We start from the raw sequence: 10,460 nt of genomic DNA on the forward strand, positions 1-10,460 counted from the left end.
GTGCCGTGGACGATCACCTGCCGGAGACCCTGCGCGCGGTGGAGCACGAACTGACCGCGCTGCTGCGCCGGGGGCGGGCGTTCTCCTGGGAGATCGCCCGCGAGGTGCACCCCAACCTGGAGCCCAACGCGTACGGGCTGCTGCTCTGGTTGCGCCGGTCCGGCTCGATCCGGCTGACCGACCTGGCCACCCGGTTGGGCATCGGCAAGGGCACGCTGAGCCGGCAGATCCACGGGCTGGAGGGGCTCGGTCTGGTGCGCCGCGACCCGGACCCGACCGACCGGCGGGCGGCGCAGCTCAGCCTCACCGAGGAGGGCACCCGCCGCTTCGACGCGGCCCGGGCCGCCCGGATGGGGCAGATCCGCCGGACGATGGAGCGCTGGCCGAAGCGGGACGTCGAGGAGTTCGCCCGGCTGCTGCACCGCTTCAACGACACCTTCTGACCGGTCCGGGGCGGAACAGCGCCGCGTCACGTCGAGTTGTTGCTTCAGGCAACTAAGTCGTACGGTTGCCTGAGGCAACACTTCCCCCTCGACTCCCACCGGAGGCAGCCACGATGACCCAGGCGCCAGCGCCCAGCCGGGCGACCGCCGTCGACATGACCCACCGGCAGATCCTGGAGGCCCTCTCCGGCCTGCTGCTGGGCATGTTCGTCGCGATCCTTTCCTCCACGGTCGTCTCGAACGCGCTGCCGCGGATCATCACCGAACTGCACGGCGGCCAGTCCGCGTACACCTGGGTGGTCACCTCCACGCTGCTGGCGACCACCGCGACCACCCCGCTCTGGGGCATGCTCGCCGACCTGACCAGCAAGAAGGTCCTGGTCCAGCTGGCCCTGGCGATCTACGTGCTGGGCTCGGTGCTGGCCGGGCTCTCCCAGTCCACCGAGCAGCTGATCGCCTGCCGGGTGCTGCAGGGAGTCGGCGCCGGCGGCCTCACCGCCCTGGCCCAAGTGATCATGGCGACGATGATCGCGCCGCGCGAGCGGGGTCGCTACAGCGGCTACCTCGGCGCGGTGATGGCGGTCGGCACCATCGGCGGCCCGCTGATCGGCGGCGTGATCGTGGACACCTCCTGGCTCGGCTGGCGCTGGTGCTTCTACGTCGGGGTGCCGTTCGCCGTCCTCGCCCTGCTGGTGCTCCAGAAGACCCTGCACCTGCCGGTGGTCAAGCGCGAGGCGAAGATCGACTGGTGGGGCGCCACGCTGATCACCGCCGCCGTCTCGGTGCTGCTGATCTGGGTCTCCCTGGCCGGCGACAAGTACGACTGGCTCTCCTGGCAGACCGCCGTCATGGTGGCCGGCGCGCTGCTGCTCGCCGCCCTCGCCGTCCGGGTGGAGACCCGGGCCAGCGAGCCGGTGATCCCGCCGCATCTGTTCCGCAACCGGACCATCACCCTCGCCGTGGTGGCCAGCGTCGCGGTCGGCGTCGGCATGTTCGGCGCCTCGGTCTTCCTCAGCCAGTACTTCCAGATCAGCCGCGGCGAGAGCCCCACCATGTCCGGCCTGATGACCCTGCCGATGATCCTCGGCCTGCTGGTCTCCTCCACCGTGACCGGCCGGATCATCACCAACACCGGGCGCTGGAAGCGCTACCTGGTGGCCGGCTCGGCGCTGCTCACCGTCGGCTTCGCCCTGATGGGCACACTCCGCGCCGACACCGACTACTGGCTGCTCAGCTCGTACATGGCCCTGATCGGCATCGGGCTCGGCATGACCATGCAGAACCTGGTGCTCGCCGTGCAGAACACCGTCGGCGCGCACGAGCTCGGCGCGGCCAGCTCGGTGGCCGCCTTCTTCCGGAGCCTGGGCGGCGCGATCGGCGTCTCCGCGCTCGGCGCGGTCCTCGGCCACAAGGTCAAGGACTACATCGCCGACGGGCTCGCCGGGCTCGGCATCCCCGCCTCCGGTTCCGGCGGCGACGGGACCCTGCCCGACGTGCACACCCTGCCGGCTCCGATCCGCGCCGTGGTCGAGAGCGCGTACGGCCACGGCGCCGGGGACATCTTCCTGGCCGCCGCCCCGTTCGGGCTGATCGCCCTGATCGCGGTCAGCTTCATCAAGGAGGTGCCGCTGCGCCGGCACAACAGCGACCCGATCGCCGCCGAGGTCGAGCAGGAGTCTGCCGTCGCGGCCGGCGGCGGGGCGGCCGTGGCACGGACCGGCATCCGGGACTGACCCGATGAGCACCCCGGTCGATCGTGAGGAGTACGGCCCGGAGGCCCGTCCACTGCCGTTCGAACGCGGCACCGACGGGCCCCGGGTGGTCCTGGTCGGCGTGGACGGCACCCGGACCTCCGAGCGGGCCGGCTGGTACGCCGCCGGCCTGGCCCGCCGGCAGGGCTCCGCCCTGGTGGTCGTCTTCGTCAGCTCGCCGGCCGGCTTCGCCGCCCTGGTGCCCGGGGTGGACGCCGGGGCGGTGCAGCGGACCCATGACGAGCTGGCCGAGGAGCTGCGCCGGGAGTGCCGGCGTGGGGCCGAGGAGTTCGGGGTGCCGGTGACCTTCCTGTGCCGGCGCGGGGACGCGTACACCGAACTCTGCCGGGCGGCCGACGAGACGCGCGCGGACCTGGTGGTGGTCGGGTCGTCCGAGCAGGCCGGGCACCGCCTGGTCGGCTCGGTCGCCACCCGGCTGGTCCGCACCGGGCGCTGGCCGGTCGTCGTCGTGCCCTGAATAACCACTCGCCGCTGTCGCACCCGTCCGCCAGGATGGCCGGCATGACCTGGAGAGCACCGGAGATCACCCGGACCCCTGAAGTCAAAGTCGGCGACGAGCGCACCATGCTGGAGAGCTGGCTGGACTACCACCGGCAGACCCTGCTGCTCAAGTGCGCCGGACTGACCCCCGAGCAGCTGCGGACGCCGAGCGTGGAGCCGTCCGGGCTGACCCTGCTCGGCCTGGTCCGGCACCTGGCCGAGGTGGAGGCCTGGTGGTTCCGGGAGAACTTCGCCGGGGAGAAGGTCGACTACCCGTACTTCACCACGGAGACGCCGGACGCCGACCACGACGTCAGCACCGCCGACGCCGAGGCCGACTTCGCCACCTGGCACCGCGAGGTCGAACTGGCCCGCGCCGCCGCGGCCGGTCACTCACTCGACGAGACGTTCACCGAGGTGGGTTCGAAGAAGCGGACGTTCAACCTGCGCTGGGTCTACGTCCACATGATCGAGGAGTACGCCCGGCACAACGGCCACGCCGATCTGATCCGCGAACGCCTCGACGGCGTCACCGGCGACTGACCCGCCCGCCGGGCGCCCTTCACCCCGCGCGCCCGGCCCGCAGCAGGTGCTGGCCGAGCGGGGTCAGGGTGTGCCGTACGGCGGAGCCCGCCCGGTGCGTGCTGATCAGTCCGGCCGAGCGCAGCGTCGTGGTGTGCTGGCTGGCCGAGGCGACCGAGATGCCGATCGTCCGGGCGACCTGAGACGTGCTCGGACCATCCGCGATCGCGCCCAGCACCGCCGCCCGGGTCCGCCCCAGCAGGTCGGCGAGGGGCTTGCCGCTGGTCAGCTCGCGCCGGGTCGGTCGGATGGGATAGGCCAGGACGAGCGGGCCGGTCGGGTCGTCGAGGACGCACGGCCGCGGCACCAGGTAGGACGGCACCAGGGTGACCCCCCGGCCGGCGGGCGCCAGGGCGATCTCGTTGGCGAACCCGCACTCGTACGACAGCTCGTACCTCTCCCCGCACGGCTTCCAGAACAGGTACGGGCTGAGGTTGCGCAGCACCGGGTCGATCCCGGCGTCCACCATGGTGTGTCCTCGCACCGCCCGGTCCGCCTGCACGGCCGCCGTGACGGTGTCCCAGTACGGGGCCACCGCCACCTCGTGGAACGCGACCATCGCGGCCCGGAGCCGCTGCCGGGCAGCGGGCGCACCGGCGGCCAGGGCGCCGACCCGCGGCGGGAGGTCGCCGGCCTCGATCCGGGGCCGCAGCTCCGCCTCCAGGGTGGCCGCCGGGGTGGCCGCGACCTCGTCGAGCCCGGTCGCCAGGTCGCGGCCGAAGCTCGGCGGGGTGAGGAAGTCCGGGAACCACCAGGGCAGGCGGCACAGGTCCAGGTACGGGCGCATCTCGGGGCGCAGCGCGGCGCGGGTACGGGCCTGCCAGGCGGCGAGGTGCTCCGGGACGGTGGCCTCGAAGAGGCGCTGGCCGGCCGCCCCGAGCTCCAGCAGCACCGCGGGCGCGGACCGCAGCACGGTGCGGCTGAGATCCGTCGCGTTGAGGTGCAGGGTCATCATGCCGAGAACGCTAGCCACCTTTCAGGCACGGCCGAAAGGGGGTGGAGGCGCGGCCGGGCCGGCACCGACCCTCACCCCATGACGAATCTCCGCGCCGCCGCCACCGCCGGACTGGCCGCCCTCACCGTCGCCGTCCCGCAGCCCGCGCTCGCCGCTCCGCAGCGCCCCAACACATACGTCGTCTCCCGGGAGCCGGGGGTGCTGCCCGAGGGCATCGCCGTCACCCGGGACGGCACCATGTACGTGACCAGCGTCGGGACCGGGGCGGTCTACCGCGGTGACACCCGGGAGCGGGTGATGCGACCGTTCCTCCCCGCCGGCTCTGACGGCCGGACGCACGCCGCCGGGGTGCACGTGGACCGCCTCGGCCGGCTCTTCATCGCCGGGTATGACACGGCCACCCTCTTCGTCCACGCTCCGGACGGCAGGCTGCTGGCGAAGCGGGTGGCGGCCGCCGGCGCCGCCCTCAACGACCTGGTCATCACCGACGACGCCGTCTACGTCACCGACTCGACCAGCGGCGTGCTCTGGCGGGCCGCGATCGACGGCGGGGAGGTCGGCGACCTCACCCCCTGGATCACCCCGGCCGCCTTCCCCGCCGCCCCGGGCTTCCTCAACGGCATCGTCGCCACCGCCGACGGCCGGGTCGCGCTCGTCGCCGACCAGGGCACCGGCGAGCCGGGCACGGAACGCCTCTGGCGGGTGGACCTGCGCGACCGTACGGTCACCGCGGTCGAGGTGACCGGCGGGCAGATGGGCGCCGACGGGCTGCTGCTGGACGGCGACCGGCTCTACGGCGTGGTGAACTTCCCGGACGGCCGGGGCGGCTGGAGCTTCGCGGTGAACCTGGCGGTCCTCGACCCCGACCGGCGCACCGCCCGGGTGGTCCGGCAGTCCCACCCGGCCGGCCTGGAGCAGTCCCCGACCACCCTGGCCCGGGACGCCGACCGCCTGCTCTGGGTCAACAGCCAGCTCAACGCCGCCACACCGACCCCGCCCTTCACGGTGACCCAGGTCCCCGGCCTGCGCTGACCGCCCACTGATCCACTCTGTTCCGCCGAGGTGGCGGCATCACCCGTGCTCGGGATGCCGCCACCTCGGCGAAAACGGGTGAGTGATTCGGCGGCGTCAGTACGCCAGCGCCGCGCGCAGGTAACGCAGGTCGGCGAGGCCGCTCCAGCGGTGCGCGGAGAGGCCGGCGGCGCGGGCGCCCCGAACCGCCCAGTCCTCGTCGTCGACGAAGAGCACCCGCGCCGGCGGGGTCTCCAGCGCCGCGCAGGCCGCCTGGAAGTACTCCTTCGCCGGCTTGTGCACACCGATCGCCGAGGAGTTGACCACCGCGTCGAACTCGTCGGTCAGGCCGAGCGCGGCCAGGTCGGCGTCGAGCAGGTCGGTGGCGTTCGTGCCCAGCCCGAGCCGTACCCCGGCCGCGCGGACCTCACGGATGAAGGCCAGCACCTCGGGGTCGACCTCGCCCCGGTAGCGCTGCCACTGCTCGACTGCGGCGCGGGCCCGCTCCGGGCTGCCCACCGACTCGGTGAGCGCCTCCGCCACGCTGGTCACCCACTCGGCGTGGCTGACCCGGCCGGTCAGCACCGGCTGCAGCCGGCCCCACTGCATGGCGATCTCGCCGAGCACCCCCTCGGAGAGCCCGTACTCCCGCTCGACGCCGGCGGCCACCGCCGGGTCCCAGCGGCGCAGCACGCCGTCGAAGTCCACCAGGAGCGCCGTCGCGCGTTCCCGAGCCACTCAGTTCTCCTCGCCGCGGCGGTGCCGCTCGTTCTCGTCGTCGGCCCGGTTGAGCCGTTGGCTGATCACCTGGGTGACCCCGCTGCGCATGGTCACCCCGTAGAGCGCGTCGGCGACCTCCATCGTCCGCTTCTGGTGCGTGATGACGATCAGCTGACTCTTCTCCCGCAGCTGTGCCAGCAACGTGATCAACCTGCCCAGGTTCACGTCGTCGAGCGCCGCCTCCACCTCGTCCATGATGTAGAACGGGCTGGGCCGGGCGCGGAAGATCGCCACCAGCATCGCCACCGCGGTCAGCGAGCGCTCCCCGCCGGACAGCAGCGAGAGCCGCTTGATCTTCTTGCCCGGCGGCCGGGCCTCGACTTCGACGCCGGTGGTGAGCAGGTCCTCCGGGTCGGTGAGGATCAGCCGGCCCTCGCCGCCGGGGAAGAGCACGGTGAAGACCTGCTCGAACTCCCGGGCGGTGTCGGCGAACGCGCTGGCGAAGACCTCCAGGATGCGGTCGTCGACGTCCTTGACCACGGTGAGCAGGTCCCGCCGGGTGGCCTTGAGGTCCTCCAGCTGCTCGGAGAGGAACTTGTAGCGCTCCTCCAGTGCGGCGAACTCCTCGAGCGCGAGGGGGTTGACCTTGCCGAGCAGGGCCAGCTCACGTTCCGCCTTGGCGGCCCGCTTCTCCTGCACCGGCCGCTCGTAGCGGACCGGTTCGGGCACCGGCAGGCCGTCGCGTTCGGCCGCCGCCACGTCGACCTGGGTCGGCGGAACCGGCTGGGTGGGGCCGTACTCGGCGACCAGGGTCTCCACGTCCAGGCCGAAGTCCTCGGCGGCCTTCGCCTCCAACTGCTCAATGCGCAGCCGCTGCTCGGCCCGGGCCACCTCGTCCCGGTGCACCTGGCCGGTCAGCCGCTCCAGCTCGGCGCCGAGCCGCTTGGCCGCGCCGCGTACCTCCTGCAGCTCGGCCTCCCGGGCGGCGCGCTCGCGCGCCACGGCGTCGCGGTGCTCCTCGGCCGCGGCGATGGACCCGGTGAGCCGGGTGAGCGCCTCGCGGGCGCCGCCGACCACGGCGCTGGCGATCGACGCGCCGCGGGTCCGCGCCGCCCGGCGGGCCGCGGCCCGCTCCCGCGCCGCGCGCTCCGCGGCGGCCTGCCGCGCGAGGGAGTCGGCCCGGCCGGCGATCGAGGCGACCCGCTCCTCGGCGGTACGCACCGCGAGCCGGACCTCCATCTCGTTCTGACGGGCCCGGGGCACCATCGCGGCGAGCTGGTCGCGTTCCTCGGTGGAGGGTTCGGCGTCGAGCGGGGTGGCCTCGGCCAGCCGCAGCCGCTCCTCCAGCTCGGCCAGGGCCAGCAGGTCCCGTTCCCGGGCCGCCTCGGCGCGGGACCGCGACTCGCCCAGCCGGTCGGTCTCCGCCTTCGCCGAGCGGGCCGCGGCGCCGAGTTCGGCCAGCCGCCGGGCGGCCGCGTTGCGGTGGCTCTCCGCCTCCCGCTTGGCGGCGGCGGCGTGCTGCACGGCCTCCTTGGCGGCGGCCACCTCGGCGCGCGCGTCGACCAGCTGCGCGCGCAGCTCGGCGCCGCTCTGCTCGGCGGTGAGCCGGTTGGCCCGGGCCTCCTCGACAGCGGCCTGCACCTCGATGTAGCTGGGCGCCTTGGCCGACCCGCCGGCCGCCGCGTACGCCCCGACCACGTCCCCCTCCGGGGTGACCGCGCGCAGCTCCGCATTGCCGGCGACCAGCTCGGCCGCGGCCGCGAGGTCGTCGACCAGCACCACGTCGCGCAGCGCCCGGTGCACGGCCGGGCGGATCTCGGCGGCGCACTCGACGAGGTCGGGCGCCCAGCGGGCGCCGTCGGGCAGCCGGGGGCGCAGCGCGTCGGCGGGGCCGTCCATCCCCGGGCCGGCGGGGCTGCCCACCAGCAGGCCGGCCCGGCCGGCGTCGGAGATCTTGAGCAGCCGCATCGCCTCGACGGCCTCGTCCACCCCGCTGACCGCGACCGCGTCGGCGAGCCCGCCGAGCGCGGCGGCGAGGGCCGCCTCGTGGCCCGGGGCGACGGTGAGCAGCCCGGCCAGGCCGCCCAGCAGCCCGGGCACCTCACCGGCCCGGGCGAGCAGCGCGCCGGCCCCGTCCTTGCGGCGCAGCCCGAGGGCGAGCGCCTCCTCGCGGGCCTTCCAGGTCGCGGCGTCCTTCTCGGCGGCGCGCTCGGCGTCGGCCAGGGAGCGGAGGGCCGCCTGCGCCTTCTCCTGGACGGCGACCGCCTCAGCGTGCCGCTCGTCGAGGTCGGCGTTGTCCCGGTCGGCCTCGGAGGACTGTTCGGCCACCGCGTCCAGGTCGGCCTGGGCCCGCTCGGCCCGGGCGAGGGCGTCGGCGTGCGCGGCGGCGAGCCGCTCGATCTCCTCGCCGGCGCTGGTGGTCCGGGCGCGGGCCGAGTTGACCTGGCCGGTCAGCCGGGCCAGCCCCTCCCGCCGGTCGGCGATCGCCTTGGCGGCGGCCACCAGCTCCCGCTCGGCGGCGGCGAGCTGCCGTTCCAGCTCCTGCCGGTGCTCGACCGCCTCGGCCAGCCGGATCTGGTCGTCGGTGAGCGCCGCGCGCAGCTCCTCCTCCTGCTCGCGGACCTGCTGCGACTCGGCCTCCAGCTGGTCGGGGTCGCGACCGGGGCGCTCGCCGTCGGGGGTGGCGCTGAGGTGGCGCAGCCGTTCCCGGGCGAGCTGCTCGATGGAGCGGAACCGCTCCTGGAGTGCGGAGAGCTTGTACCAGGTGTCCTGCGCGGCGGCGAGCAGCGGCGCGTCCTCCGCGAGGGCCGCCTCCAGCTCGCCGAGGCGGGCCTGCACCTCGGTGTGCTCCCCCTCGAACTGCTCCCGCCGCTCGCGCAGCGCGGTCTCGTCGGCGATCTCCTTGTCCAGCGTGGCGCGCAGGGTGGCCAGGTCGTCGGCGAGCAGCCGCAGCCGGGCGTCGCGCAGGTTGGCCTGGATCGCGGCGGCCCGCCGGGCCACCTCGGCCTGCCGGCCGAGCGGCTTGAGCTGGCGGCGCAGCTCGGCGGTGAGGTCCGTGAGCCGGTTGAGGTTGATCTGCATCGCGTCGAGCTTGCGCAGCGCCTTTTCCTTGCGCTTGCGGTGCTTGAGGACGCCGGCCGCCTCCTCGATGAACGCCCGCCGGTCCTCCGGCTTGGCGTGCAGCATGCCGTCGAGCCGGCCCTGCCCGACGATGATGTGCATCTCCCGGCCGATGCCGGAGTCCGACAGCAGCTCCTGGATGTCGAGCAGGCGGCAGGAGTCGCCGTTGATCTCGTACTCGCTCTCGCCGGAGCGGAACATCCGGCGGGTGATGGAGACCTCGGTGTACTCGATCGGCAGCGCGCCGTCGGTGTTGTCGATGGTGAGGGTGACCTCGGCCCGGCCCAGCGGGGCCCGCCCGGCGGTGCCGGCGAAGATGACGTCCTCCATCTTGCCGCCGCGCAGCGCCTTGGCGCCCTGCTCGCCGAGCACCCAGGCGATGGCGTCGACGACGTTGGACTTGCCGGAGCCGTTCGGGCCGACCACACAGGTGATCCCGGGCTCCAACTTGAGCGTCGTCGCGGAGGCGAAGGACTTGAACCCCTTCACCGTCAGGCTCTTGAGATGCACCTTCTCGATCCTCGTCCGGTGGCCGCCGTACCGTCGCCGGCTGCGCGGACCTGGCGAACCCGCAGACTAACCCCTTGGCGACGACCGGCCGGCACGCGACCCGCCTCGCATCACCGCGACCGGGAATTGATCACCGGCGGTAATGGTGACGGCGGACCGGACGGAGCCGTTCCGGGACGGGCCGACAAGATCGCGAAATTGCGACGCCGAAAAGTGCGGGAGACAGAGCTGCGCGCCGGCACTTAAGTGTCGGCGCGCGTTTTCGTGATGGTGCGATTCAGTTTTCCGACGCCGAAGATCAGGTCAGCGCGGGCTCGGCCAGCCGCAGGAGGTCGTCCGCCTCCGCCGCCGCCGCCGCGAGCCGATCATTGTCGGCACGCAGACGCGTGATCTCGAACTCCAGTGCCTGAACCCTGGCACGCAGTCGGGTGACCTCGTCGAGCAGACGCCGGTCGGGCGCTGCGCCTACGTGGCCGTACAGGGCCTTAGCCATGCTGACTCCTTGATATGCGCTGCCGGAAAGGCCGGCCAACGCGCGCCCAATTCGTGTTCGCGGCTGCCCACCCGCCGTTATGCGGGCATGACCGGGCGCGACTGGCGACACCTATATATTGAGCCGAAACCCCCTCCTTCGTCAAGTTCTCGCAGGCCGTAGATCATCTCCACGTCTACCCTGTTCACTTGCCGGGGGCCCCAAGGCTCGGACACGCTCTGTCCGGACTTCTTAACTGTACGCCCCGGAATGTGCGTACGGTCACCTCGTGAGTCCAAGTCGCCTTAACTCTTCCTTAGAGGCCGCGCAAATAGGTCAGTGAGGATCGGGCGGGTAGGAGACGGGCACAGACATCAGTGATCATGGTTCCTACG

The 10,460-nt window shown here is 73.4% G+C and carries 9 protein-coding genes; 5 read left to right on the forward strand and 4 right to left on the reverse strand.

Annotation, left to right across the window (positions count from 1 at the left end; all coding sequences use genetic code 11):
- Positions 1 to 5: 5 nt before the first annotated feature.
- From ACLQ2U_RS04975 to ACLQ2U_RS04990, 4 genes are all read left to right on the forward strand, one after another.
- Positions 6 to 443: a MarR family winged helix-turn-helix transcriptional regulator gene (locus tag ACLQ2U_RS04975; protein ID WP_425749314.1), complete on the forward strand. Its 438-nt coding sequence runs from the start codon at positions 6 to 8 to the stop codon at positions 441 to 443.
- A gap of 113 nt (positions 444 to 556) precedes the next feature.
- Positions 557 to 2,176 (forward strand): MDR family MFS transporter, encoded by a 1,620-nt coding sequence (locus tag ACLQ2U_RS04980; protein WP_425749315.1) that lies wholly within the window; start codon positions 557 to 559, stop codon positions 2,174 to 2,176.
- Between the two features lie 4 nt (positions 2,177 to 2,180).
- Positions 2,181 to 2,672: a universal stress protein gene (locus ACLQ2U_RS04985; protein ID WP_425749316.1), complete on the forward strand. Its 492-nt coding sequence runs from the start codon at positions 2,181 to 2,183 to the stop codon at positions 2,670 to 2,672.
- A gap of 44 nt (positions 2,673 to 2,716) precedes the next feature.
- Positions 2,717 to 3,238: a DinB family protein gene (locus tag ACLQ2U_RS04990; RefSeq protein ID WP_425749317.1), complete on the forward strand. Its 522-nt coding sequence runs from the start codon at positions 2,717 to 2,719 to the stop codon at positions 3,236 to 3,238.
- Between the two features lie 19 nt (positions 3,239 to 3,257).
- Here the strand turns inward: ACLQ2U_RS04990 and ACLQ2U_RS04995 are convergent, their stop codons facing one another.
- Complete coding sequence (locus tag ACLQ2U_RS04995) at positions 3,258 to 4,232, reverse strand: helix-turn-helix domain-containing protein (protein ID WP_425749318.1); 975 nt, start codon at positions 4,230 to 4,232, stop codon at positions 3,258 to 3,260.
- 78 nt (positions 4,233 to 4,310) lie between these two features.
- On the opposite strand from ACLQ2U_RS04995, the gene ACLQ2U_RS05000 reads away from it, so the two are divergent.
- Positions 4,311 to 5,264, forward strand: a complete 954-nt coding sequence (locus tag ACLQ2U_RS05000; protein WP_425749319.1) for an SMP-30/gluconolactonase/LRE family protein — start codon at positions 4,311 to 4,313, stop codon at positions 5,262 to 5,264.
- A 96-nt stretch (positions 5,265 to 5,360) separates the two neighbouring features.
- Here the strand turns inward: ACLQ2U_RS05000 and ACLQ2U_RS05005 are convergent, their stop codons facing one another.
- The 3 genes from ACLQ2U_RS05005 to ACLQ2U_RS05015 all read right to left on the reverse strand — a co-directional run bounded on the left by ACLQ2U_RS05005 (position 5,361) and on the right by ACLQ2U_RS05015 (position 10,086).
- Entirely contained in the window at positions 5,361 to 5,981 is a 621-nt protein-coding gene (locus ACLQ2U_RS05005; RefSeq protein WP_425749320.1) for an HAD family hydrolase, read from the reverse strand.
- On the reverse strand, positions 5,982 to 9,593 hold the full coding sequence (smc, locus tag ACLQ2U_RS05010) for a chromosome segregation protein SMC (protein ID WP_425749321.1): 3,612 nt from the start codon (positions 9,591 to 9,593) through the stop codon (positions 5,982 to 5,984). It abuts the gene before it with no gap.
- Between the two features lie 298 nt (positions 9,594 to 9,891).
- Positions 9,892 to 10,086 (reverse strand): hypothetical protein, encoded by a 195-nt coding sequence (locus tag ACLQ2U_RS05015; RefSeq protein WP_007456482.1) that lies wholly within the window; start codon positions 10,084 to 10,086, stop codon positions 9,892 to 9,894.
- Positions 10,087 to 10,460: the final 374 nt, after the last annotated feature.

The sequence above is a fragment of the Micromonospora sp. DT47 genome, assembly GCF_049844475.1.
In the GTDB taxonomy this organism is placed as follows: domain Bacteria; phylum Actinomycetota; class Actinomycetes; order Mycobacteriales; family Micromonosporaceae; genus Micromonospora.

What these genes read in the sequence shown, in the direction of transcription:
- ACLQ2U_RS04980 (WP_425749315.1), top strand. Translation starts at nt 557, where the DNA reads ATGACCCAGGCGCCAGCGCCCAGCCGGGCGACCGCCGTCGACATGACC.
- ACLQ2U_RS04985 (WP_425749316.1), top strand. Translation starts at nt 2,181, where the DNA reads ATGAGCACCCCGGTCGATCGTGAGGAGTACGGCCCGGAGGCCCGTCCA.
- ACLQ2U_RS04990 (WP_425749317.1), top strand. Translation starts at nt 2,717, where the DNA reads ATGACCTGGAGAGCACCGGAGATCACCCGGACCCCTGAAGTCAAAGTC.
- ACLQ2U_RS04995 (WP_425749318.1), bottom strand. Translation starts at nt 4,232, where the DNA reads ATGATGACCCTGCACCTCAACGCGACGGATCTCAGCCGCACCGTGCTG.
- ACLQ2U_RS05000 (WP_425749319.1), top strand. Translation starts at nt 4,311, where the DNA reads ATGACGAATCTCCGCGCCGCCGCCACCGCCGGACTGGCCGCCCTCACC.
- ACLQ2U_RS05015 (WP_007456482.1), bottom strand. Translation starts at nt 10,086, where the DNA reads ATGGCTAAGGCCCTGTACGGCCACGTAGGCGCAGCGCCCGACCGGCGT.